Source organism: Saccharothrix obliqua (assembly GCF_019375475.1).
Lineage (GTDB): Bacteria > Actinomycetota > Actinomycetes > Mycobacteriales > Pseudonocardiaceae > Actinosynnema > Actinosynnema obliqua.
Genome location: NZ_JAHXGQ010000002.1, coordinates 61,151 through 83,017 on the forward strand (window position 1 = coordinate 61,151; position 21,867 = coordinate 83,017).

At 73.9% G+C, this 21,867-nt stretch carries 24 protein-coding genes; 15 read left to right on the plus strand and 9 right to left on the minus strand.

Going from position 1 to position 21,867, the window contains the following annotated elements:
• Positions 1-24 precede the first annotated feature (24 nt).
• Positions 25-930, minus strand: coding sequence for a siderophore-interacting protein (locus KZQ38_RS06345; RefSeq protein WP_219440358.1), 906 nt, complete (start codon positions 928-930; stop codon positions 25-27).
• A gap of 331 nt (positions 931-1,261) precedes the next feature.
• Here KZQ38_RS06345 and KZQ38_RS06350 point away from each other — a divergent pair, with 331 nt between their 5' ends.
• Positions 1,262-1,747 (plus strand): hypothetical protein, encoded by a 486-nt coding sequence (locus tag KZQ38_RS06350; RefSeq protein WP_219439545.1) that lies wholly within the window; start codon positions 1,262-1,264, stop codon positions 1,745-1,747.
• Positions 1,748-1,754: 7 nt separating this feature from the next.
• Here the strand turns inward: KZQ38_RS06350 and KZQ38_RS06355 are convergent, their stop codons facing one another.
• The 3 genes from KZQ38_RS06355 to KZQ38_RS06365 are packed head-to-tail and all read right to left on the minus strand — an operon-like array spanning position 1,755 to position 3,478.
• The gene (locus KZQ38_RS06355; protein ID WP_219439547.1) at positions 1,755-2,144 is read right to left on the minus strand and encodes a hypothetical protein; all 390 of its coding nucleotides are present in this window, start codon (positions 2,142-2,144) and stop codon (positions 1,755-1,757) included.
• A gap of 39 nt (positions 2,145-2,183) precedes the next feature.
• The gene (locus tag KZQ38_RS06360) at positions 2,184-2,849 is read right to left on the minus strand and encodes a hypothetical protein (RefSeq protein ID WP_219439549.1); all 666 of its coding nucleotides are present in this window, start codon (positions 2,847-2,849) and stop codon (positions 2,184-2,186) included.
• The gene (locus KZQ38_RS06365; protein WP_308258269.1) at positions 2,846-3,478 is read right to left on the minus strand and encodes a hypothetical protein; all 633 of its coding nucleotides are present in this window, start codon (positions 3,476-3,478) and stop codon (positions 2,846-2,848) included. The genes KZQ38_RS06360 and KZQ38_RS06365 overlap by 4 nt, the downstream gene beginning before the upstream one ends.
• A 75-nt stretch (positions 3,479-3,553) precedes the next feature.
• On the opposite strand from KZQ38_RS06365, the gene KZQ38_RS06370 reads away from it, so the two are divergent.
• Complete coding sequence (locus tag KZQ38_RS06370) at positions 3,554-4,312, plus strand: acylneuraminate cytidylyltransferase family protein (RefSeq protein ID WP_219439551.1); 759 nt, start codon at positions 3,554-3,556, stop codon at positions 4,310-4,312.
• On the opposite strand, the gene neuC is transcribed toward KZQ38_RS06370, so the two are convergent.
• Both neuC and KZQ38_RS06380 read right to left on the minus strand, forming a co-directional pair.
• Positions 4,247-5,404: a UDP-N-acetylglucosamine 2-epimerase gene (neuC, locus tag KZQ38_RS06375; RefSeq protein ID WP_219439552.1), complete on the minus strand. Its 1,158-nt coding sequence runs from the start codon at positions 5,402-5,404 to the stop codon at positions 4,247-4,249. The genes KZQ38_RS06370 and neuC overlap by 66 nt on opposite strands.
• Positions 5,397-6,461 carry an N-acetylneuraminate synthase family protein gene (locus tag KZQ38_RS06380; protein ID WP_219439554.1) on the minus strand — a complete coding sequence of 355 codons (1,065 nt, stop codon included), beginning with the start codon at positions 6,459-6,461 and terminating at the stop codon, positions 5,397-5,399. The genes neuC and KZQ38_RS06380 overlap by 8 nt, the downstream gene beginning before the upstream one ends.
• A gap of 453 nt (positions 6,462-6,914) precedes the next feature.
• Between KZQ38_RS06380 and KZQ38_RS06385 the strand changes: the two genes are divergently transcribed.
• From KZQ38_RS06385 to KZQ38_RS06395, 3 genes are all read left to right on the plus strand, one after another.
• The gene (locus tag KZQ38_RS06385) at positions 6,915-7,109 is read left to right on the plus strand and encodes a hypothetical protein (RefSeq protein ID WP_219439556.1); all 195 of its coding nucleotides are present in this window, start codon (positions 6,915-6,917) and stop codon (positions 7,107-7,109) included.
• Positions 7,110-7,329: 220 nt separating this feature from the next.
• Positions 7,330-7,695, plus strand: a complete 366-nt coding sequence (locus KZQ38_RS06390; protein ID WP_219439558.1) for a hypothetical protein — start codon at positions 7,330-7,332, stop codon at positions 7,693-7,695.
• 574 nt (positions 7,696-8,269) lie between these two features.
• A complete protein-coding gene (locus KZQ38_RS06395) occupies positions 8,270-8,464 on the plus strand; it encodes a hypothetical protein (protein ID WP_219439560.1) in 195 nt (64 codons plus the stop codon).
• A gap of 596 nt (positions 8,465-9,060) precedes the next feature.
• Here the strand turns inward: KZQ38_RS06395 and KZQ38_RS06400 are convergent.
• Positions 9,061-9,912 carry a universal stress protein gene (locus tag KZQ38_RS06400; RefSeq protein WP_219439562.1) on the minus strand — a complete coding sequence of 284 codons (852 nt, stop codon included), beginning with the start codon at positions 9,910-9,912 and terminating at the stop codon, positions 9,061-9,063.
• Between the two features lie 37 nt (positions 9,913-9,949).
• Complete coding sequence (locus tag KZQ38_RS06405) at positions 9,950-10,537, minus strand: TetR/AcrR family transcriptional regulator (RefSeq protein WP_219439564.1); 588 nt, start codon at positions 10,535-10,537, stop codon at positions 9,950-9,952.
• Between the two features lie 67 nt (positions 10,538-10,604).
• Here KZQ38_RS06405 and KZQ38_RS06410 point away from each other — a divergent pair, with 67 nt between their 5' ends.
• The 7 genes from KZQ38_RS06410 (at position 10,605) to KZQ38_RS06440 (ending at position 18,611) form a co-directional block, all read left to right on the plus strand.
• Entirely contained in the window at positions 10,605-11,102 is a 498-nt protein-coding gene (locus tag KZQ38_RS06410) for an FBP domain-containing protein (RefSeq protein ID WP_219439566.1), read from the plus strand.
• A gap of 168 nt (positions 11,103-11,270) precedes the next feature.
• Positions 11,271-13,208, plus strand: coding sequence for a hypothetical protein (locus KZQ38_RS06415; protein WP_219439568.1), 1,938 nt, complete (start codon positions 11,271-11,273; stop codon positions 13,206-13,208).
• On the plus strand, positions 13,205-14,791 hold the full coding sequence (locus KZQ38_RS06420; protein WP_219439570.1) for a type 1 periplasmic-binding domain-containing protein: 1,587 nt from the start codon (positions 13,205-13,207) through the stop codon (positions 14,789-14,791). Before KZQ38_RS06415 ends, KZQ38_RS06420 begins: the two co-directional genes overlap by 4 nt.
• Positions 14,792-14,942: 151 nt before the next feature.
• A complete protein-coding gene (locus tag KZQ38_RS06425) occupies positions 14,943-16,517 on the plus strand; it encodes a PucR family transcriptional regulator (protein WP_219439572.1) in 1,575 nt (524 codons plus the stop codon).
• 72 nt (positions 16,518-16,589) lie between these two features.
• Positions 16,590-17,855 (plus strand): NAD(P)/FAD-dependent oxidoreductase, encoded by a 1,266-nt coding sequence (locus KZQ38_RS06430; protein ID WP_219439574.1) that lies wholly within the window; start codon positions 16,590-16,592, stop codon positions 17,853-17,855.
• Between the two features lie 25 nt (positions 17,856-17,880).
• Complete coding sequence (locus tag KZQ38_RS06435; protein WP_219439576.1) at positions 17,881-18,042, plus strand: hypothetical protein; 162 nt, start codon at positions 17,881-17,883, stop codon at positions 18,040-18,042.
• Positions 18,043-18,161: 119 nt separating this feature from the next.
• Positions 18,162-18,611: a GreA/GreB family elongation factor gene (locus KZQ38_RS06440; protein WP_219439578.1), complete on the plus strand. Its 450-nt coding sequence runs from the start codon at positions 18,162-18,164 to the stop codon at positions 18,609-18,611.
• Between the two features lie 3 nt (positions 18,612-18,614).
• Here the strand turns inward: KZQ38_RS06440 and KZQ38_RS06445 are convergent, their stop codons facing one another.
• Positions 18,615-19,247, minus strand: coding sequence for a TetR/AcrR family transcriptional regulator (locus KZQ38_RS06445; RefSeq protein ID WP_219439580.1), 633 nt, complete (start codon positions 19,245-19,247; stop codon positions 18,615-18,617).
• Between the two features lie 89 nt (positions 19,248-19,336).
• Between KZQ38_RS06445 and KZQ38_RS06450 the strand changes: the two genes are divergently transcribed.
• From KZQ38_RS06450 to KZQ38_RS06460, 3 genes are read left to right on the plus strand one after another with little or no spacing between them, the layout of a single operon-like run.
• Positions 19,337-20,461 carry an epoxide hydrolase family protein gene (locus KZQ38_RS06450; protein ID WP_219439582.1) on the plus strand — a complete coding sequence of 375 codons (1,125 nt, stop codon included), beginning with the start codon at positions 19,337-19,339 and terminating at the stop codon, positions 20,459-20,461.
• 60 nt (positions 20,462-20,521) lie between these two features.
• Positions 20,522-21,004, plus strand: a complete 483-nt coding sequence (locus tag KZQ38_RS06455; RefSeq protein ID WP_219439584.1) for a hypothetical protein — start codon at positions 20,522-20,524, stop codon at positions 21,002-21,004.
• Positions 21,001-21,624 (plus strand): adenosylcobinamide amidohydrolase, encoded by a 624-nt coding sequence (locus tag KZQ38_RS06460; RefSeq protein WP_219439586.1) that lies wholly within the window; start codon positions 21,001-21,003, stop codon positions 21,622-21,624. Before KZQ38_RS06455 ends, KZQ38_RS06460 begins: the two co-directional genes overlap by 4 nt.
• Positions 21,625-21,867 lie beyond the last annotated feature (243 nt).

Consider the following 21,867-nt stretch of genomic DNA (forward strand, 5'->3'; position numbering starts at 1 on the left):
CTTGCTGTTGTTGCCGTTGGAGGTCTAGTGGTCGTGGTGCTCGTGGTCGTCGTCGTCGAAGTCGGCGACCCCGCGCTTCCAGTAGCCGGTGATGTCGTGGTCGGCCTTGGCGAGGCCGAGTTCGTCGCGCACCCACCGGCGCAGCGGTTTGATCGAGCCCGCTTCGCCCGCGACCCACGCGTACACCCGTTCCCCGTCCGGGACGCGGACCGCGCGCACCGCGTCGGCCAGGAGGCCGCTCGCACCGGCCGGCACGTCGCCGCGGTGCAGCCAGCGCACCTCGAACCCGGTGGGCGCGGCCAGCTCGATCTCCTCGTCGGGACCGGCGACCTCGATGAACGCCCAGCCGGCCGCGTCGCGCGGCAGCTCCTCCAGCCACCGGGCGATGGCGGGCAGCGCGGTGATGTCGCCCGCGAGCAGGTAGCGGTCGTAGTTGTGCGGCACGATCAGGCCACCGGGCGGCCCGGCGACGTGCACGGTGTCGCCCGGCCGGGCGGCGAGCGCCCAGTCCGAGCCGAGCCCGCCCTCGTGCAGGGCGACGTCGACGTCCAGCTCACCGGTCTCCGGGTCGTAGCGGCGCACCGTGTACTCGCGGGAGGTGGGCGACGGCTTGGGCCAGCGCAGCATGTGGCCGTCCGGCACGGGCAGGCGCAGCGTGCCGTCCGGTTCCGGGAACAGGAACTTCACGTGCTCGTCGGGCGAGTGGGCCTCGAACCCCGCCGTCCCGGGCCCGCCGAGGGTGACGCGCAGCAGCCCCGAGCCGACCATCGCGGTGCGGACCACGGCCGCCTCCCGGACGTGGATCGGGTAGCCGACCTTCTCCGCACCCCGGCCCGCGCGCACCTCGGCGATGCGCTCCAGGTGCCGGTGGCGGTGGTCGGTCCGCCCCCGGCGCGCGGTGTCGGCGGGCGGCGAGGACTCCGGTGGCATCCCCTGGGTGGTGCTCAACGTGGTGCTCCCGCGTGGTTTCGGGGCCGGCGCGCGCCGGCGGGTGGTGTCGCCGCGGTGGTGCGGTCGACCGGGTGCCGCCCGGGTCGCGGCCTCGCACGGGCCGGCGACCCGCGTCCGGGCGGTCACGGCAATCCCTTCCAGCCAAGCGAAAGCGTTGCCGCGGTGCCGCACCCGGACGCACGCGGTGCCACCGTTCGGCGGTACCCGCGGCGGTGCTCGGTTTAGGGGAACCTAACCTAAGGAAGCGGTCTGGTCCAGCCTCCGCGATCTCTCCCACACCGATCACCGGCAGGCTCAGTACCCTCCGGACATGTCCGATGACGGTCTGGTCGAACTGCGCCCCGTGGGCCGCGGCCCGAACCTGCTGTGGCGGCTGCTCAGCGTGGCGGCGGCGGCGACCGGTCCGGTCATCGCGTGGTTCGGCCACCGCGAGGCGGGCACCGACTCGGCGCAGTTCTACGTGGGCGGTGTGCTGGCGTTGTTCCTCGTGCCGACGGGGATCGGCATGTGGCGCGCCACCAGCCGCGCCCGGCGGCGGCTGCTGCGGCTCGACGCCGTCGGGTTACCCGCCGTCGGCGAGGTGCTGACGGCGGAGAGCGACGGCGGAGAGATGCCGGACGTGGTCATGGCGGTGCGGATCAGCGGCCCGGACGTGCCGCCGTTCGAGGTCACCGTCACCGCCCGACCCGGGCCCACCACCACACCGGGCTCCCGGCTCACCGTCCTGGTCGACCCGGCCGACGGCTCGTACCTGATCCGCGACTTCGACGACGCGGACTTCTTCCCCGGCGACTGAGCCGGGCTCAGAGCGCCGGGGTCGGGCTGAGCACCCAGCGGCCGTCGTGCTCGACGACGTTGCAGGCGAAGGCGAAGACCCGATCGGCGTCCGACACCACGACCTGCTGACGCCCCGTGGCACCCGTGCGCAGCGACACGGAGACATCGTGCAACCCGACGGCGTCCAACTCCGCGAGGTACGCGGCGGTGAACCGGTCCAGGTCCGCGGGCGCGTGGTCGAACAGGCCGCCCAGGGCGTCCGCGTCCCGGGAGTCGAGCGCGGCCTCCAACGCGGACGCCAGCGCCTCCGGCGACGCGGCGCCGGGCTCCGGCGCACCGGAGATCATCACCGCGAGGGCCAGGACCCAGCCCGCGATCACGGTGATCGAGACCAGCAGCACCACCTTCCGGCGCACGGGCTTCACCTCCTGCCGTGATCGGGTCGTCCGCGGTGCTCAGTCGCCGGGGGCCGACCTCCGGGCGAGTTCGGCCTCCAGGCGGCCGATGCGCTCCTCGTAGGCGGCGAGCGCGCCGAACCGGGCCCGGATGCGCGCGTGCTCGGCCATGACCTCGCGCACGAGGGACCGCGCGGCGGCGTCCTCCACCGGCGGCGGCACGTGGTGCTCGGCCGGCGGCTCGTCGGCGTGCGACCGCGCGCGGTCTCCCGCCGGCGACCCGTCCCCGGCCGGCGCACCCTCGACAGGCGGCTGCGGGCGACGGGCGACGGGCACCTCCTCCGCGGACGGTTGTTCGCGATCCCCTGCCGGCGACCCGCCTGCCGGGGATCGCCGGCGGTGGTCGGCCTCCAGGCCCGCCAGTCGCACCTCCACCGCAGCCACCTGCTCCGGCACCAGCCGGGTGTGGTGCTCCAGGTTCTCCACCCGCACGCGCGTCTCCGCCAGCGCCGCCCGCAGCTCCGCGATCTCGTCGCGCAGTTCGGCGACGTCCGCGCGCAGCGGGTCCGCCAGGCGCTCGGCGTGCTCGACCGCCCGCGCCGCGGCGTGGTCGGCCGCTCGCGCGGCGATGACCTCCACGCGCGGGCGGAGCCGCCGCCAGACCGGTGCGCCCGCGCGGGCGGCGGCGTGGCGCAGCGCGTCCTTGACCTTGTCCGGGTTGGTCATGGCAGCAGTTCGATCCTTCCCTCGGCGTGCCAGCGCCGGAGCAGCTCCGCCTCGCGTTCCAGGCGGTGTTCGGGGGTGACGTGCACCGCCGCGCCCCACGCGTGCTCGAACGTCGTCTGCACCGGGTTGTCTACAAGGGACATACCGGTCAACCGCGTTGTGGCGTGCGGGAAGAGTTCGGTCAGCACGTACGTGGCGAGCGTGCCGGTGGTCGACCACAGGGGTTCCCGGCGGTCCAGACCCAGCAGGTCGAGCAGCGGCAGCGTGAACTCGTAGTTCGACACCGGCGTGAAACCCAGGTCGGCGGGCCAGTGGCGCGGGATGTCCGCGCGTTCCCAGTGCAGCCGGCCGGGTTCGACCAGGAGGTAGAGGCGGTTGGTGTAGTCCGCGAACGTGTACGGGCTGGCGATCACGCCCCGGTGCAGCACCACCACGTCGCACCGCGTGCCCAGCGCGGCGCCGTCCAGCGCGAACGTGGTCATCCGCACCACGAGGTCGCTGCCGTCGATCAACCGGGCGCGGTCCGGGTCGCGCGGCATCGGCGCGTTGCCGACGATCGCGATCGTCCCCGGCGGGTCCACGCGCGCGTAGGAAGCGACCAGGTCGCGCAGCGCGGCCCTGCGGTCCACAGAGGACTCCGCCGGCGGCGCCGCGGCGGGCTCCCCGTACAGTCGTGTCATGAGACGGCGCCAGAGGACCGCACCGTGACGGCACGCGAAGTGGTCGCGGTCGTCACGGCTCGCGGCGGCTCGGTCGGCTTCCCGCGCAAGAACGTCGCCCCGTTCCTGGGACGCCCCCTCGTCGCGCACGCGGTGTGGACGGCACGCCAAGCGGTGAGCGTGGACCGGGTGGTGGTCTCCACCGACGACGACGTGATCGCCGAGGCCGCGGTGGGCGAGGGGGCGCGGCTCGTGCGCCGGCCGCCGGAGCTGGCGACGGCGGACAGCCGGTCCGTGGACGCGGTGCTGCACGTCGCCGACGAACTCGCGCTGCGTGACGACACGCTGCTGCTCCTGGTGCAGCCCACGTCGCCGCTGCGGACCGCCGAGGACATCGACGCCTGCGTCCGCCTCCACGGCGACCGCGAGACCGGTTCCGTGGTGCAGATGACGGTCGTCGCGGACCACCACCCCTGGAAGGCGTGCGTGCTCGTCGACGGCGAGGTGCGGCCCACGCGCGACTGGTCCGACCTCGAAGCACCGCGCCAGGGGCTGCCCGAGGTGTTGCGGCCGACCGGCGGCGCGTACCTGGTCGGCGCGGGCGACCTCCGGACCTGGCGGCGGTTCTTCGTGCCCGACGTGGTGGCGCAGGTCGTGCCCGCCGAACGCGCGGTCGACGTCGACACGCGCGAAGACCTCGCGGTGGCGGCGGAACTGGCGCGGTCGCTGGGTTTCGGCTCAGGCGACACTCGGCTCACCCACCCACCGGTCCACGAAGCGCTTGTAGAGCGGCGGACGCCATAGCTCCTCCCCCTCGAACAGGGCGATGATCCGCTCGCACGCGCCGGGCACGCCGAACTCGTGCACACCCGGGTGGCGGGGCAGCGCGGCGGCCCGGCGGATGCCGTCCAGGACGGCGGTGCGCACGGCGGGCACCGTCACCACGCCCACCGCGTCGGAGCGGTCGCGCTGGCGGGTGCCGACGTTCACGCTCGGCGTGCCCAGCACCGGCGCCTCGCGCACGCCGGCGGAGGAGTTGCCGACCATGACGTCCGCGTTGCGCATGAGGGTCACGAAGTGCTCGAACCGCATCGACGGGATGCGGATGCAGCGATCACCGGTCAGCCGGTCCAACTGGTGGCGGACCTGGACGCAGCCCTCGTCGTTGTTGGGCTCGATCACCACCCAGGGGCGGTCGTCGGCCAGGACGGCGTCCACCACGGCCGCGGCCTGCTCGGAGATGGAGTCGACCTCCGTGGTGACCGGGTGCATGATGAGCACGCCGTAGCGCTCGAACGGGATGGCGTACCGGGCGCGGACCTGGTCCAGCGGCGGCAGGCGGTGCGACGTCAGCACGTCGATCTCCGGGCTGCCGACCACGAACACCCGCTCGGTCTCCTCGCCCAGTTGCAGCAGCCGGGCGCGGGCGCTCTCGTTCGCGACGAGGTGGACGTGCGCCTGCTTGGAGATGGAGTGGCGCAGGCTGTCGTCGATGGTGCCCGACACCTCGCCCCCTTCGATGTGCACGACCCGGATGTTGGCCAACGCGCCCACGAGCGCACCCGCCAGCGCCTCGACGCGGTCGCCGTGGACGACGATCGCGTCCGGCCGCTCCTCGTGCACCAGGCGCGTGAGCGCCTGGACGGTGTTGGCCAGCACGAGGGCCATCGGCTCGCCCTCGACCTGGTTGTGGATCAGGTGGAGCCGTTGCAGGCCGGCGCGCTCCACCTCGTGCACGGTGTACCCGTAGCGGCGCAACAAATGCATCCCGGTCACGACGATCCGGGCGGTGAGGTGCGCGCTGTCCTGGACGGCGAGCATGACCTCGCGCAGCTTGCTGAAATCGGCACGCGTGCCCGTCACGAACAGCACCTCGCGCCGGTGGCGCTCAGCCATCCGTCAGGTCACTCCAGTCGACCTGCCGGTCGGCTGCCAGGTCGCGGGTGGCGCGCCTGCCCAGCACCCGCTCGTAGTCCACGGCCTTGATCGGGCCGGTGCCGGGCCGCTTGACCCACGTGTTGTCCTTCGTCAGCTCCGCGCCCGCGGCCACCGGGGCGGTGGTCACCACGCACGCGTAGGCGAAGTCGATCGTCGGCTGCTCGACGGGGAGGATTTCCTTCGTGCCGCCCAGGGCGGCGTGGATCAGCCGCGACCCGCGCACGAGTTCGGCGAACTCCGCGGGCGTGGAGGACACCGCGATGTCCGGCCCCGGCCACGACATGTCGGACGTGAAGTGGCGCTCCAGCACGCTCGCGCCGAGGGGTACCGCGCCCAGGCACGGGTAGATCGAGGTGGTGTGGTCCGACAGGCCGAGCACCGCGTCCGGGAACGCACCGGCGAGTTGCCCCATCGCGCCCAGGCGCACCAGCTCCGGTGGCGTCGGGTAGACCGACGTGCAGTGCAGCAGCGCGAACCCCACCCCGGCCGCGCGCAGGATCTCGACGGCGGGCTCCACCGACGCCACGTCGTTCATGCCCGTGGAGAGGATGACCGGCTTGCCGAGCCCGGCGATGTGCCGGACCAGGGGGTAGTTGTTGCACTCCCCGGAGCCGATCTTGTAGGCGGCGACGTCGAGCGCCGCCAACCGGTCCGCCGCGGCGCGCGAGAACGGCGTGGACAGGAAGATCATGCCGCGTTCCTCGGCGTGCGCCTTCAGCTCCCGCTCGGCCTCCGCCGAGAGCGCGCAGCGCCGCATCATCGCGTAGATCGGCTCGTCGGCGTTGCCGGGCACCACGTCGTTCGGGATCATCTCGTCCTCGACCACGTGGGTCTGGAACTTCACGCACTCCACGCCGGCGTCGGCCGCGTCGTCGACCATCCGGTGCGCCTTGTCCGGGTCGCCCTCGTGGTTGATGCCGATCTCGGCGATGACCAGCGGCGGGTGCGCCGGCCCCACCGGGCGACCGCCGATGTGGAACTCGGGCAGGGTTTCGGACGCGGTTGCAGCGGTCATGTTCCACTCCGGTCGACGAAATGCGGGATCGGGGACGCCGACCAGACTTCCCGGCACACCATGACCAGCTCGCTGCCGAGCGGATCAGCGGGCAGACCGTACCCGGCGGGCCCGCATCCCTGTCAAGCCGCGCGCCGGCCGGCCGAGCCGGTGTTTCGTCACGACCACCCCGACCCGTTCCCGCTCCCCACCGGGGCCGTGCGACTACCGAGCGTCAGTCAGCGTCCGTCAGCGTCCGTCCACGGGGGTGGTGACCAGCGATGACCGCCCCGCTACCCCGGGTGTGCGCGGTGGTGCCGCGGCGGGTGGTCCGACCACCACGCGATCGCACCGCGCGGCGATCGCAAGGTGATCGCAAGGTCCCGGGGGCGCGGTGGCGGTCGGCAGAACACCCGCGGCACTGCCAGGATGCCGGGCGCACCCTGCCCACAACGAAAGTCGGACCACCGCGCCGTGACCGCGATCCCAGGCGACCAAGACCCCTCCACGCTCCAGTTGATCTGCGACAACTGCGGGCGGACCATGCTGCTCGACCCGCCATCGGCCCACTGGTGGTCGTTGTGGGAACAGGCGCTCATCGCGGGTTGGCAGGGCTTCAACAGACGCGTCGGCCCGCACACGTGCGCCCACTGCGTGGACGGCGGCTGAGCCCGGTCGGAGGTGCGACCCGCTCCACAGCCCCGCGTCACGGGCCGCACCACCACCATCATCACTCGACGCGACCGGGCCGGCCCTGACGATCACCTGACGATCGCCGCCCGCCGCGGACCGGGTGTGGCGGAGGTGCGGAACGGGCACTCCCGCGCGGTACCCATTGCCGATGGGAGGTCCCGTGTCACCAAGTCGATTAGCCCGGACCCTGACGGCGTTGGCCGTCCTGCTGGTCACCCCGCTGACCGCCCCGCTGCCGGCGACGGCCGGCCCGACGTCGATCACGTCGATCCAGGTCCGCTACAACCCCGGCGACGCCGATCCCGAACACGGCCCCAACTCGTTCGTCATCACGGCCAGTGACTGCCCGCGCCAGTGGTACCTCCAGTACCAGTGGGGCGAGAACGCGGGCCGCATCCAGCCGAAGTGCCAGGGTGAGACGACGGTGGTCTCACTCGCCCCGCTGGGTTCCGCCGAGTACCCGCTCAAGTGGCGGAGCTGTTACATCGCCATCTGGCGCTACCCTCCGTTGATCACGCCCATCTGCGGCAGCTACCGCGAGGACGTCGTGCTCACCAGCTGATCCCCCGACCGTCCACCCGGCCACCGGTCGGGTGGACGGCCACGCCGCGCGGTGCCCCGCCCGCGCCTCCCCCTGCCGCCGCCCGTTCCTCCCCGGCTCGCGCCGACCGGACATGCGCCGCCACCGGCTCCATCCCGCCCCGGTCCCGTCCACCGCACCCGCCTGGCCTCCCGCGCCCACCCGGCCTGCCGCCCCGGTCCCGTCCGCCACACCACCCGGCCTGCCGCACCCACCCGGCCAGCCGCACCCGCTCGGCCTGCCGCCCCGGCCCCGTCCACCGCACCACCCGGCCAGCCGCACCCACCCGGCCTGCCGCCCCGGTCCGGCCCGTACCGACAAGGCGTGCCCCCGCGCCCTTCTCCGCCCCGCTCGACCCGGTCGAGTGCGGTGGGGCTCAGCGGCGACGTGGTGGCGGCGAGGCGGCGTCGGCGGCGGACTCCGGTCGGGCCGAGCGGGTGCGGTGGCGGGGTTCGGAGTGGTGGTCGACACTGCGCGCGGGGGCGGGTCCGGAGTTGCGGGAGCGCTAAACTGTGCGCACGGCTGTGCCGTGCGGCACGGCGAGAACGGGGAAACAATGAGCGAGTTCGAAACCGTTCTGCACGACCAGGTCTCCGTCCGGCTGACGGCGCTGGACGAAGCCCGGCGCGCCGGGCTGGAGCACGAAATCCACCTGCACTCCGCACGGATCAAAGACCTGCTCGACGTGGCCGCCCGGCACGACATCGACGTGACCGGCTGGGTCGCCGCCGACGCGCTCCAGGACGACTGAAACCCCACCGACTCGGCATTCGGCGTGCCACCCGCCGGGTGAAATGCCGGTTGCCCATTCGGCGCACCGCGTTCGACCGATTCGTCCGGTACCCGTGAACACCACCCGGGAATGGCCCCGGAAATCCAGCCGCGACACCCGCGGAATTCCGCGCGCGGTGCCCCGGGATCGAGCGCCCGCCGAGCCGTGAACGCGCGCCGTCCGATGAGGACGGACCGCCGGTGGTTCCGGTGCGGTGCCGTCATGTTCACGACGACACCGCACCGCGGGCCACCGGGCTCGGCGGCAGCGGTAACCCCCCGCCTCACCCGGTCCGGACGCGTGGCCGGACGTCGAGTCCGGCGAGCCTGGAACAGCACGGGTGGCGCACGCCGGGACCGGTGCGCCGCCGGTCGCCGAGGAGCGCCCCCCTCGCGGGCCGGATGCCCGCTCGGTTGGCCAGAGTGGTCCGGTTCGCCGCGAATGGCCAGGCTTCCGGCGCGTGGTCAGGCTTTCAGGTCGCACGGTCACCGGGTCCAGCGAGCCGGTTGTCGCGATAGGTGACCGGGATGCGTTGCGGCACTGGGCGATTCGGGTGATCGGCACGGCACCCGCGCTCAGTCCGACCCGGGATTCCCTTGTTGCCGGGCGGTTTCCGGCGGCAGCACCGCGACCGGGCAGGTGGCGTGGCCGACCACCTCGTGGCTGACCGAGCGCGTCAGCACGCGCCGGAGCACGCCCAGGCCGCGACTGCCCACGACCAGCAGGCGGGCGCCCGCGGCGGCGTGCAGCAGGGCGTCGGCGGGCGACTCGCGCACGGACCGGGCACGCAGCGGCACGTCCGGGAACTCGGCCACGAGTTCCGCCGGCGGCACGGGCTCGGCCGCCGGCTCCTCCGAGGCGTGCACGACGTCCACCTCCGCACCGTGGGCGTGCGCGTAGGACAGGGCGAAGCGCAGGGCCTCGTGGCTCTCGGCGGTGTCGTCCAGGCCGACCACCACGGGGCCGCTCAGGTGGTGGCCGCCGGTCCGCTCGCCGACCACGACCACCGGCCACGGGCAGGACCGCGTGAGGCGGTTGGCGGTGGAGCCGAACAGGAAACGCGCCAGGCCGCCGTTCTCGGCGTGCCCGACGACCACGCACGAGGGGTGGTCCACGGCGTGCGTCACGGCGTCCGCCGGGTCGCCCGGCGTGATGTGGGCACGCACGTCCGCCACACCCGCGGCGCGGCACCGCTCGGCCACACCCGCCAGCATCTCCTCCGCCCACCGCCGGATGGAGTCGGTGCTCTCCACGTCCACCGGCATGGGCATGTACGTGTCGACGTGCACCGGCACGTTCAAGCCGTACACCAGCACGACCGACCGGCCGGCGGCCGACGCCTCACGTGCCGCCCACTCGGCCGCGCGCCCCGACACCTCGGTGCCGTCGACACCGACCACCAGCGCACCCTCGCTTGTCCAGGTCACCCCTACCTCCTTCGCGAACGCGCCGGGGGTAGCCCGTTCACGCCTCCCGGACACCTCCGGGCGAAGGCCAGTTGCGCAGGGCCGCGTCCAACGCGTCCAGCACGCCGGACCACGACTCCTCCGCCGTGCGCGGCTGGTGGCCGAACCCGCCGGACGCCTCCAGGCTCACGTAGCCGTGGAAAGCGCTGTGCAGCAGCCGAACTGCGTCGGTCTGCGCGTCACCGGTGAGCCGGTAGCCACGCAGGACGGCGCGGGTCATCTCGGAGTGCCGCGCACTGGCGCTCGCCGCCAGGTCGGCCGGGTCCAGTGGCAGGCGGGCCGCGGCGTACCGGCCCGGGTGGGCGCGGGCGTAGTCGCGGTAGGCGTCGGCGAACGCGACCAGGGCGTCCCGACCGGCCCGACCGGCCAGGGCGGCGGCCACCTCGTCGGCGAGTTCGGCCAGCGCCAGCAGCGCGACCCTGGTGCGCAGCTCGCGGGCGCTGCTCACGTGCGAGTAGAGGCTCGCGTCCTTGACGCCGAACCGGCGGGCGAGGGCCGAGACCGTCACGTTCTCGAACCCCACCTCGTCGGCCAGCTCCGCCGCCGCCCTGGTCAGGCGGTCGGCGGTCAGCCCGGCACGCGCCACGCGCACCCCTTTCCTAGAGGAGTTAACCAGTTGCCTAGGAGGTCTAGGCAAGGTTAGCGTCCCCGACGTGGAACCGGTAGCCGAGCGCGAGATCCGCGCGTCGTTCGTCAATTGCAGCAAGGGCGAGGCCAAGCGCCTGACCCTCCCCCGCGACCTGGCCACCCGGCCGTGGGCGGACCTGGACTTCCTCGGGTGGCGGGACCCCGCCGCGCCGGAACGCGCGTACCTGGTCGCCGAGTACGGCGACCGCCTGGTGGGCGTCGCCCTGCGCCGGGCCGCGCCGCAGGCCGCGCACGTGCGGCGCGGCATGTGCGCGTTGTGCCTCACCTCGCACGTCGGGGACGGCGTGCGCCTGATGACCGCCCGCATGGCGGGCAAGCCGGGCCAGCTCGGCAATTCCGTGGGCACCTACGTGTGCGCCGACCTCGCGTGCTCGCTGTACCTGCGTGGCCGCAAGGACGCCGGACCGGGTGCGCGCGCGCACGAATCACTCACCCTGGAGGAAAAGATCGCGCGCACCGCGGAGCACGTCATCCGATTTATCGGGAAAGTGCTCGGCGAATAGGAGCGTTCATCACGAAAATGCCTGCTCAGTAGAGGTTCGCGTGGAATTCGGCAGGTCGCGGCGAAAGGCCCGGTGCCGAACGAGTGAACTGCGCCCGTTCCGGTCGGGACGCCCGGTCGAGCCGATATCGTCCGGCCCGACGACGCAATCACCGGAAAGGACCGGGGCGTGTTCGTGGGGCGGACCGAGCTGCTGGGCCTGATCGACCGGACGATCCGGGTGCCCGCGACCGGCCCCCTCCCGGGCGGCGGACCCGTGCTGGTGGTCGAGGGCGTCGGCGGCAGCGGGCGGACCGCGTTGCTGGAGCAGGTGGCGCGGGAGTGGCACGAGGACGCGCCGACCGTGCTGGTCCGGCCGCGCCTGCGGGAGCACCTCCAGCCGCGCGAGCGCGCGATCCGGCCGGTGCTCGCGGCGGTCGTGCTGGGGCTCAGCCGGGTGGTGCGGTACTACGACCTGTCGTTCGAGCGGGTGCTGCTCGCGCAGATCGCGATCGAGACCGACACCACCGGCCTCGACCCGGTGGCCGCGCGTGCCGAGCTGCGCCGCCAGGACAACACCTACCAGCAGCGCGGCGCGTTGCTCGGCCTGGTCAAGCGGCTGACCGAGGTCGCGGGCGACCTGGTGCCCAACCTCGGCGCGCCGGGCGCGGACGTCGCGCCGCCGATCATCAAGGAGATCTCCGACCGCATCTTCAGCCGCCTCCAGCGGTCGCGCTGGCTGTCGCGGCGGGTGTGGAGCGCGGCGGCCCTGGACTGGTTCGGCCACCAGGGGCAGGGCTTCACGCACGACGCGGAACTGGTCCGGCTGGAGCTGAGCGCCCACGCCGCCAGCGAGGAACTCGTGGTCCGGCGCGGCCTGGACGACCTGCTGGTGGCCGCGCTGCTCGCGGACATCCGGCACAGCCTGGCCGGTGTCGCCAACCGCCGCGCCGACGTCGTGGTGCTGGTGGACGACGGCGACACCCCGTCCGCACGCGCGTTCATCGCGTCCGTGCTGCGGGTGCGGCGCGCGCTGGCCGCCACCCGGGACAGCCCCGACCACCGGTTGCCCGACCCGGTCGCGCTGGTCGTGACCAGCGGTGGCGAACTGGTGCGCGAGCTGACCGGGCAGCTCCCGCCGCCCGTGCCGCGGGTCGAACCGGACCTGGCCGACGTGCCGGCGGACGCGTGGTGGGTGCGCGTCACGTCGGCGGACCTGTCGGTGGAGAACGTCATCCAGCTCGCCAGGGACCAGGTGTGGGCGGCCGGGCCGGTCGCGGAGCGGATCGGGTCGGCCGTGCACGAGCTGACCGGCGGGCACCCCGGCGCGACCCGGCTGCTGCTGGACGAGCTGCGTGAGACGGGCGGCCGGACGGACGACCTGGCCGGGTTGCTGCGCGCGCCCGGTCCCGAACCCGGTCACTCGCTCGAACACCACCTGCTCGGGTTGTTCGTGCGTGGTTTCACCGCCGCCAAGGCCGACGACACCGAGGCGCGGGACGCGTTGGTCACCGTCTCGGCGGCACGCCACCTGGCCGAGGCGAACACCCTCGTGGCGCTGCTGCCCGAGGTGTCGCGGCTGGGTTCGCCGCTGCTCACCTCGCCGACGCTGTGGACGCCGCCGGACGTCGACCCCGCGCACCGCCGCCTGCACCCGCTCGCCCGGTACCTGGGCCTGCGGGCGCTGGCCGCGCGGTCGGCCGACCACCCCGCGTCGTGGCGCGCGGTGTTCGAGCGGCTGCCCGCCGCCGACCCGGCCGCGCGGCTGCACCACCGCCGGCTGCTCGGCGGGCACGCCGAGGTCGCGGCCGAGCTGCTGGACCGGCTGCCCACCACGCCGACCGCCGAGTGGCTGCGGCTGCTGGACGCCGTAGCGGCCACGCCCGACCTGTCGCCGTCGCCGTCGCCGGAGCGGGCGGGGTCGGCGCGGGCCGAGGCGCTCGGGCACGTGCTGAACCTGGTCGAGGTGGCCTCGGTGCTGGACAGCGACCCGTGCGTGGCCGACCCGGACGTGCTGGCGAAGCTCAAGCACCGCGAGGACGTGTACTACCGGGCGCTCGCGCCGCTGGCGCGGGACCCGGCGCTGATGGTCCAGCGGGCCGTGCGACGTGGCGGGAGGCGAGGGTGAGGCAGGTCAGGTACCGGTACGGCGTGCTGCCCCGGCGCGACCGGCAGGCGCCGCGCCCGCTGGACTGGTGGCGGGCCGCGGGTGTGGTCGCGGCCGTCGCGCTGGTGGTGGCGGTGGCGATCGGGTGGGCGCCGTTGAGCAGGCGGCTGGCGTGCGCCGACGGGCCGTTCCCCGACTGGGACCGGTGGCGCGCGGGCGATGTGTGCGTCGGGCTCAGCGAAGGGCCGTACGCGTTCGGGTTGACGCGGTTCGAGGGCGTGCTGCGGGTGATCGAGCGGCAGAACCGGTCCGCCGACAAGTGCGACCCGTCCGGCACTCCGGTCACCGTGGGCGTGCTGCTGACCATGACCGACCAGTTCGCGGGTTCGCGGGCGCTGCACGAGCTGGAGGGCATGGCGGCCGGGCAGTCGCGCGCGAACGGCACCGGCTGCCTGCACCCGGTGCGGCTGCTGGTCGGGCACCTCGGGCAGTACGACGACGCGACCGCGGCCGTGGACGTGGCGCGGCGGCTGGCCGACCGGCCCGAGGTGGTGGCCGTCGCCGGGATCGGGTTGAGCCACCAGCACACCGCGGAGGTCGCGGACACCCTGGCGCAGGCGCGCATCCCGATGGTCGCGGACCTGATCACGGCGGAGGGCTTCGACCAGACGGGGTCCGCCGCCGACGAGCCCGGTTTCGACAACTGCGACCGGGACATCACCTACCAGCGCGGCATCGGCCGTGACTTCTACTACCGGGTGGCGTTCCGGGCGGCGGCGCAGATCGCCGAGCTGGGCCGCGTCGCGACCGCCCGACCGGATTTCCTGATGGTGCCGACGGGTGGGTCGGACCCGTACACGTGCACGGCGCTTCCGTTGATGCAGCGGCAGTTCGGTGGTGATCTCGCGCAGGTGAAGTTCGACTCCGACGAGCCGAGCACGGTGGCGCAGACCGCGCGGCGGTTGTGCGGCGTGCCCGGTGACGTCACGGTCGCGTACATCGCGCGCGGGCGGGACATGGCGCGGTTCCTGCACAGCTTGGACGGCGCGTTCGGGGACGGGCAGTGCGCCGCGACTTCGGTGACCGTGCTGAGCACTTCGGACAGCAACCGCGTGCGCACCGCCGAGGACGACCCGGTGCTGGAGGACCTGCGCGTCCGGGGTCTGACGTCGCCGACGTTCGCGGGTGGCCGCGTGCGGCTGCTGGCGACGCTGGTGTCCGGTGCGGACGGGTCGGGCGTGGACCCGCCGGAGTTCGCCGAGTTCGAACGGGTCTTCGCGGAGGCGGGGTTCGACGTCGCGCACATCGACGACGGCTGGGCCGTCAACGCCTACGACGCGATGGCCACCATCGCGACCGCGCTGGGCCGCCTGCCGGCCGCGAAGCCCGTGCCGCGCGGACAGGTGAACACGGTGATCAGCGGCTTCTCCTCGGCCCGCGAGTCGGTACCCGCGTCGGGCGGCCCGATCACCTTCGACAACAGCGGCAACCGCACCGGCCCCCCGCCGCCGGTGGTGCGGATCTGCCCGCCGACCGGCACGCCGCCTCGCGTGCCGAGCGCCCTGGTTCGCCCGAACGAGCCCTTACCGGACTGCCCGCGCTGACAACGGCGCCACAGACCTGCCCCGCCGCCAACCCGCGCGGCCCCGAGCCGCGGCCGACCGCGATCCGCCGCGAGCACCGACCGCGCACCTCGCCCACCGCATCCGCCGCGACCGGCTTGTACCGTGGCAGCCGATCCGGATAGAGGTGCTCATGGTCAGGCTGGACCGGCTGGTGAACGTGCTCGGCGGCTACGGGGCGCGGCTGTGCTGCTGCCCCGTTTCGCGGGACGCCGAGCTGCGTGGTGTCGTCGTCCGCGACGCCGCCGACACCCGGCCGGTGACCGGTGACGTCTACCTGGCCGTCGGCGCGGTGTCGGCGGCCGAGGCGGTGGAGTGGGCGGTGGCCGCGCGGGCGTCCGTGGTGCTGCTGCGTGGCGGCGGCTCGGTGGAGCGGGAGGCCGCCGAGGCGGGCACGGCACGTGGTGTCGCGGTGATGGTGGTCGACCCGGCCGTGTCGTGGAGCGAACTGGCGGCGGTCGTGTTCGGACTGGTGCTGGAGGGCCGGGAGACCGAGTCGGGGCGCGGGCCGACGGACCTGTTCGCGTTGGCGGACAGCCTGGCCGCGGCGGTCGGCGGCGCGGTGACCATCGAGGACCGGCTGTCCCGCGTGCTGGCCTACTCCAGCTCGCAGGAGCACGCGGACCCGGCGCGCTCGGAGACGATCCTCGGGCGGCGCACGCCGGAGCGGCTGCGTGCGGTGTTCGCGGACCGCGGCGTGTTCGCCCATCTGTCCACTTCGGACGAACCGGTGTTCGTGCCGCCGGACGACGAGCACGGCCTCACCGGGCGGATGGTGGTGGCGGTGCGTGCCGGGCGCGAGGTGCTCGGCTCGGTGTGGGCGACGTGCGGCGGCGCGCTGACGGGTGCGCGGCGCACCGCGCTGGCCGACGGCGCGCGGACCGTCGCGCTGCACCTGCTCCGGTCGCGGGCGAGCGCGGACCTGGAGCGGCAGGTGGAGTCGGACCTCGTCATCCAGCTGCTGGAGGGCACGGCGGACGCGGCGACGGTGGTCAGCAGGCTGGGCCTGCCACCGGGGCCGCTGCGGGTGATCGCGGTGCGCGCGCGGGTCGAGGACGAGCGGCACGCGCCGCTGCTGCTCGCGTTCGAGCGGGCCACCACGGGCTTCGGCTGGTCGCGGCCGGGCCGCAGCGCGCTGTCCGGCAACACCCTCTACACCGTGCTGCCGGGCGAGGACGCCACGCCCGCGCGGGCGTGGGTGGAGGACCTGCGTGCGGCGCTGCCCCGGCAGGTGGCGGTGTGGGCGGGCGTCGGCGGCACGGCACGCGCGCCCGACCTGCCCGCCGCGCGGCAGGAGGCGGACGAGTGCCTGGCGCTGCACGAGGCACGCACGCCCGAGGACCGCGTGCCCGCGTACGACGAGGCGTGGGACGACATCCTGCTCCAACGGCTGCGGGCGGCGGCGAAGGTGGGCCGCACCCCGGCCCGCGGCCCGGTGGCCGAGCTGCGGCGGCACGACCGCGAGCACGGCACCGAGTACACGGCGACGCTGCGCGCGTGGCTGGAGGCGCTGGGTGACCCGGCGGAGGCGGCCGAGCTGCTCGGCGTGCACCAGAACACCGTGCGCAACCGCCTGCGGCGGATGGCGGGCGTGGCGGGCCTGGTCCTCGGCGATCCGCGCAAGCGGCTGGCGCTGGTCATCGACCTGGCCGCCACCGAGGAGACCCCTGTCGAGATCGGACAGCCGGAGGATCCCGAAGTGTCGTGATCCGACAACATCCCGACGCCGCGGCCGATCCATCCTGAACCCGTCAGCAGGTTCTCGGGTGTGGAGGTGGTCATGGCCGGCGTCGATCGCGTCGACGGCGGACCGCGTACGGCGGTCGTGGTCGGTGCGGGGATCGTGGGGCTGTCCACCGCGTGGTTCCTCCAGGAACGCGGCGTCGAGGTGACGGTGGTCGACCGGACCGGCGTCGCGGCGGGCGCGTCGTGGGGCAACGCCGGGTGGATCGCACCCGGTCTCGCCATCCCGCTCAACGAGCCGTCCGTGCTGCGCTACGGCCTGCGCTCGCTGGTGAACCCGGCCGCGCCGCTGCACGTGCCGCTGACCTTCGACCCCGGTCTCTGGGGCTTCCTGACCAGGTTCGCCGCGAACTGCCGGTGGCCCGCGTGGAACCGGGCGGTGCGCGCGAACCTGTCGTTCAACGAGGAGTGCATCGAGGCGTTCGACGTCCTCACCTCGAACGGCGTGGAGGCGGTGACCGTCGACGCCCCGATCACCGCCGGTTTCGAGACGGCCGCGCAGGCGGGCGGGCTGCTGCGGGAGCTGCGGCGGATGGCCGACCAGGGCCAGCCGGTGCCGCACGCCGAGCTGTCCGCCGAGGAGCTGCGCGAGCACGTGCCGCTCGCGTCGGACGCGCTGCGCGCCGGTGTCCGGGTGGACGAGCAGCGCTACATCGACCCGGGTGCGTTCGTGCAGGCGCTGGCCCGCGCGGTGGTGGCGCGTGGTGCGACGATCCGGCTGTTCGAGGTCGGCAGCGTGCGCCCGTACAGCAAGGGCGTGACCGTCCACCCGCGTTCCGGCGCCGCCGACCCGGTGGTCGCGGACGTGGCGGTGGTGGCCACCGGCGCGTGGCTGTCCCGGCTCGCCCGGAGCTGGGGCGTGCGGACGCCGGTGCGGGCCGGGCGCGGGTACTCGTTCACGGTGCCGGTCGAGCACCCCGTGCCCGGCCCGGTGTACCTGCCGGACGTGCGGGTCGCGTGCACGCCGTACCGCGACGGCCTGCGCGTGGCGGGCACGATGGAGTTCCGCGACCCGGACGCGCCTGGTGTCACGGCGCGACTGGACGCGATCATCGCGTCCGCCCGGCCGCTGCTGCGTGGCGTGCGCTGGGGCGAGCGGTCCGACGTGTGGGTCGGTCCGCGACCCGTGACGCCCGACGGGCGGCCCGTGATCGGCGCCGTCCGGGCGCCCAACGTGTACGTCGCCGGCGGCCACGGCATGTGGGGCCTGGCGCACGGCCCGATCACCGGGCGGATGCTCGCCGAGCAGGTCACCACCGGCAAGCAGCCCACCGCGCTGCGCGAGTTCGACCCGTTGCGCTGACCCACGCACCACCGGAGACACCGCGATGAACCACCAGGACACGCCGCTGACCGAGGGTGAACGCGCCGAGCTGGCGTGGCTGCGCTCGGAGAACACGTTCCTGCGCGTGCAGCGGGACATCCTCATGCGCATCGCGACCGATTACGCCCACGACATGGACGCCATGCTCCGCCGGCGCGACCACTGAACCACCCCCCGTCCGCGGGGGCCGGAGACGTTGAACCACCCGGCCACCGCGGACCTGTCGCCGTCAGGGCGGCCCCGCCCCGCGGGTCGCCCTGGCGGCTCACGGCATTCGGAGAAAAAATGACCAAGCACATCTGGCTGACCCCGCAGGCCCACGACCGGCTCCAGGCCGAACTCGCGGAACTGCTCGCACTGCCCGCGCCGCGCGAGGACGAAGCCGAGCCCGCCGTGCTCACCCGGCGGCAGCGCGACCTGCGCATCCGGGAGGTGCGGGAGCTGCTGGCCAAGGCGATCGTCGGCGAGGACCCGCCGGACGACGGCGTCGCCGAGCCCGGCATGGTGCTGACCGTCCGCTTCGACGACACGGACGAGACGGAGACGTTCCTGCTCGGCGTGCGCGACGTGGAGCACGGCGACCTGGAGGTCTACTCCCCCGGCTCGCCGCTGGGCACGGCGTTGAGCGGGGCGCGGCCGGGTGACCAGCGCTCCTACCCGCTGCCCAACGGCAACACCATGCGGGTCACCCTGCTCAAGGCCGTGCCCTACGGGCACCACAGCAAGGCGTCCTGACGATCAGGCCCGCCGCCAGCGCCACGCGAACTCGCCGGGCGCGGGCGGCGGGCCCGGCAGGTCCGACCCGCCGGTGCGGGCGAGGCTGTCCACCAGCATCGCCAGCACGCGGCGGCGCAGTTCGGCGGTGCGTGCCCGGTCCGGCACCCGCACCGCCGCGCAGCTCTCCAGCACCAGGCCGATGTCCTGGGTGACGACGTCCGCGCGCAGCCGTCCCGTGGCGTGCGCGCGGGCCACCAGCGCGTCGGCGAGTTCGCCGGAGCGCGCCGCGTCCGCGCCCATCTCCGGCGTGGGCGTGAAAGTGCCGGCCAGGTGCACCGTCAGCGAGTGCACGTCGGCGTCCACGACGCGGCCGAGGAAACCGGTGAACGCGGTCCAGCCGTCCGGTTCGGCGAGGGCCGCCTCCGCTTCGGCGTTGTAGCGGCGCAGCCCGTCGTGGCACAGCTTCCGCAGCAGGTCCTCCTTGCCGGGGTAACGCCGGTAGAGGGCGCTGATGCCCACCCCCGCGTGCTTCGCGACGTCGGAGATCGGTGAGCGCGGGTCGTTCAGGAACACCTCGCGCGCGGCTTCGAGGATCGCCTCGTCGTTGAGGGCCGCCTGCTTGCGGCGCCCGCTGGTGTCGTTCGGTGACGGCATGGTCACCAGATTAGCACTGGAACGGATCGTTCCGCTCCGCTACCGTAGCAACGGAACAAACCATTCCGTTCCGCTTCCGAGGAGAGACCATGGCCGAGATCCGCCCGTTCCGCGTCGACGTGCCGCAGGAGCGCTTGGACGACCTCCACCGCCGCCTGCGGACCGCCCTGTGGCCCGACGAGCTGCCCGGTGTCGCCGACGCGTACGGCGTGCCGAACGAGCGCGTGCGCCGCCTCGCCCGGCACTGGCTGGAGTTCGACTGGCGCGCCTTCGAAGCACGGCTCAACGCCCACCCGCAGTTCGTCACCACCATCGACGGCGAGGACATCCACTTCCTGCACGTGCGGTCGTCCCGCCCGGACGCCACGCCGCTGGTCCTCACCCACGGCTGGCCCGGCTCCGTGGTGGAGTACCTGGACGTCATCGCGCCGCTGACCGAGCCCGACGACGACCAGCCCGCGTTCCACGTGGTGATCCCGTCGCTGCCGGGCTTCGGCTTCTCCGGCCCGACCCGCACCCCGGGCTGGGGCCGCCACCGCACCGCCCGCGCGTGGGTCGAGCTGATGCGCCGCCTCGGGTACCGGCGGTACGGCGCGGTCGGCAACGACGGCGGTTCGATGATCTCACCCGAGATCGGCCGCCTCGACGACGGCGTGATCGGCGTCCACGTCACCCAGGTGTTCTCGTTCCCGTCCGGCGACCCGGCCGAGTTCGTCGGCCTGAGCGAGGCCGACCAGGCGGCCCTCGAGCACCTGGAGTGGTTCTACGCCAACAAGTTCGCGTTCAACCAACTGCACAGCCAGCAGCCGCAGACGCTCGCCTTCGCGCTCGCCGACTCGCCGGTCGGCCTGCTCGGCTGGAACGCCCAGCTGTTCGGCGAGTCGCTGGACGACGACTTCGTCGTGGCGAACGTCGCGCTCTACTGGCTGACCGGCACCGGCGGCTCCTCGATCCGGTTCTACTACGAGGACGCGCACCACGCCGAGCCGTCCGCCGGCCCGACCACCAAACCGCTGGGCCTGGCCATGTTCGCGGGCGACTTCCAGTCCATCCGGCGCTTCGCCGAACGCGACCACGCGAACATCGTCAGCTGGAACTCCTACGGGCACGAGGCGAACGGCAGCGCCAACGACGCCGCCGGGCACTACGCCGCGCACGAGGCGCCCGAGGTCGTCGTGGCCGACATCCGGCGGTTCTACGCGGCGTTGGCCTGACCCCGTGCCGTTCGCCCGTTCCGGGCACGGCGGAACGGGCGCGGTGGCACACTGGCCGCCATGATCGAGACCGCGCAGCTGGCCGGGTTCTTCGCCGCGCACGCCGTTTGGAGCGTTTCGGACGGCGAGGCGTTGATCCCGCTGATCGGTTACGAGCACCCGGACGGCTCCCGGGGCATGGACCGCTTCCTGCACGAGGACATCGCCGACGGTGCGCACGCGGCGCTGGAGTCGTTGCAGGACAACTCGAACGGCTACGCGCGGGCGGCCGTCGCGATCGACGCCTTCCTCCACGTCGCCGGCGGCAAGGTGGACGCGTTGATCGTGGAGGCCCACCAGTACGGCCTCACCCCGGGCCGGTTGAAGGTGGCCGTGCCCTACCGTCCGCGGACCGAGACGTCCACGTTCGCCGTGTACCGCGCGAAGGTCCTGGAGAGCATGGATGACCAGGACACGCTGATGAACGCGTTCTTCGACGGCGTGGACGCGCACGAGGACGCGGCTCCCGTGTGGCACAACGCGTACGAAGACGTGTCGGTGTGATCCCGTCCGAAGTGGCGCAACCGGACAACGGCCGGCCCGCGCTGGTGTGGCGGTTCCCGCCCGGTGTGCGATCGGTGTCCACCGCGGTCGTTGGCGGTGGTATCGGGCCGTGCCGATGGGTGGTCAACGTCGAGGTGGACGACGAGTACCACCGGGACCCGGTCGAGCACGTCCGGGCGTTGGCCGCCGAGTGGGGCCTCGCGGGCCGGGGCTCCGGGCTGCTGACGGCGGCGGCGGTGCGCGAGCACGTGACGGCGACCGCGGGCGGGGTCGAGTGCGTGGTCACGGTGGGCCTGAGCCACCCGACGCTCGCCGCCGCGCCCGACACCGACTCGCCGCGGGGTCCGGGCACGATCAACACCGTGTGCTGGGTGCCGGTGGCGTTGGCGGACGGTGCTTTGGTCAACGTCGTGGTGACCGCGACGGAGGCCAAGGCGCAGGCGCTCGTCGACGCGGGTGTGGCCGGCACCGGTACGCCCAGCGACGCGATCGTGGTGTGCTGCCCGGAGGGTGGCGGGGAGCCTTACGGCGGGCCGAGGTCGACTTGGGGGCGGCACGTCGCGGACGCCGTGCACCACGCCACCCTGGACGGCGCGCGACGCTGGCTAGCGAGGGTGTGACTCCCAGGCGAGAAGGTCCCCACGCCGGCGGGGATGGCCCTGGAGGCGGTCGCCGCCCCGCGAAACTTTCAGGGAGCCTGCCTGATAGTTAACGCCCCACCTGACCGCCCTGCGCCAGCGGAGGCGGTCCAGGAAGCCGCCGCCCCGCGAAACTTTCAGGAAGCCTGCCTGATAGTTAGCGCCCACCTGACCACCGTCTCCCCCACGCGAACAGGGGCGGTCCGGGGCGCGCTCCGGCGACAG

Excerpts from the sequence above, each read along its gene's own strand:
- KZQ38_RS06345 (WP_219440358.1), bottom strand. The coding sequence starts at position 930 with ATGCCACCGGAGTCCTCGCCGCCCGCCGACACCGCGCGCCGGGGGCGG.
- KZQ38_RS06350 (WP_219439545.1), top strand. The coding sequence starts at position 1,262 with ATGTCCGATGACGGTCTGGTCGAACTGCGCCCCGTGGGCCGCGGCCCG.
- KZQ38_RS06360 (WP_219439549.1), bottom strand. The coding sequence starts at position 2,849 with ATGACCAACCCGGACAAGGTCAAGGACGCGCTGCGCCACGCCGCCGCC.
- neuC (WP_219439552.1), bottom strand. The coding sequence starts at position 5,404 with ATGGCTGAGCGCCACCGGCGCGAGGTGCTGTTCGTGACGGGCACGCGT.
- KZQ38_RS06380 (WP_219439554.1), bottom strand. The coding sequence starts at position 6,461 with ATGACCGCTGCAACCGCGTCCGAAACCCTGCCCGAGTTCCACATCGGC.
- KZQ38_RS06395 (WP_219439560.1), top strand. The coding sequence starts at position 8,270 with ATGAGCGAGTTCGAAACCGTTCTGCACGACCAGGTCTCCGTCCGGCTG.
- KZQ38_RS06425 (WP_219439572.1), top strand. The coding sequence starts at position 14,943 with ATGGTCAGGCTGGACCGGCTGGTGAACGTGCTCGGCGGCTACGGGGCG.
- KZQ38_RS06430 (WP_219439574.1), top strand. The coding sequence starts at position 16,590 with ATGGCCGGCGTCGATCGCGTCGACGGCGGACCGCGTACGGCGGTCGTG.
- KZQ38_RS06435 (WP_219439576.1), top strand. The coding sequence starts at position 17,881 with ATGAACCACCAGGACACGCCGCTGACCGAGGGTGAACGCGCCGAGCTG.
- KZQ38_RS06440 (WP_219439578.1), top strand. The coding sequence starts at position 18,162 with ATGACCAAGCACATCTGGCTGACCCCGCAGGCCCACGACCGGCTCCAG.
- KZQ38_RS06445 (WP_219439580.1), bottom strand. The coding sequence starts at position 19,247 with ATGCCGTCACCGAACGACACCAGCGGGCGCCGCAAGCAGGCGGCCCTC.
- KZQ38_RS06450 (WP_219439582.1), top strand. The coding sequence starts at position 19,337 with ATGGCCGAGATCCGCCCGTTCCGCGTCGACGTGCCGCAGGAGCGCTTG.
- KZQ38_RS06455 (WP_219439584.1), top strand. The coding sequence starts at position 20,522 with ATGATCGAGACCGCGCAGCTGGCCGGGTTCTTCGCCGCGCACGCCGTT.